This is a genomic window from Stenotrophomonas sp. SY1 (genome assembly GCF_021202945.1).
GTDB lineage: Bacteria > Pseudomonadota > Gammaproteobacteria > Xanthomonadales > Xanthomonadaceae > Stenotrophomonas.
Genome location: NZ_JAJOYR010000041.1, coordinates 1 through 301 on the forward strand (window position 1 = coordinate 1; position 301 = coordinate 301).

General features: G+C 43.9%; 1 protein-coding gene. It reads left to right on the forward strand.

What is annotated here, in order from left to right; genetic code table 11:
- A partial coding sequence (locus LR961_RS19220; protein ID WP_232151581.1) for a TonB-dependent receptor occupies window positions 1-301 on the forward strand: 301 nt, incomplete at both ends.

Below are 301 nucleotides of genomic sequence, written 5' to 3' on the forward strand. Positions count from 1 at the left end.
GGCAGGTATTGAATTAGCCTCGCAAGATACTACGAACAAACGCATTACTCCTGCGGGTGGCGAAAACCTTGGCGGAACGGTAACCGCAGAAAACCCTATGCTTTCGGGCATCGTGTTTAACAACATTACTCGTGATCAAAAAAGTGACTTTACTGCCACTGCGTTTTACCTCCAAGATCAGATTATTTTTAATCCGCAATGGCAGGCAGTCATAGGGTTACGCCATGATCATTTAAATACTCGCTATACGGATTTACGTCCCGCTAATTTTGCAAACATTAATGTATCCGACAATCTGCTG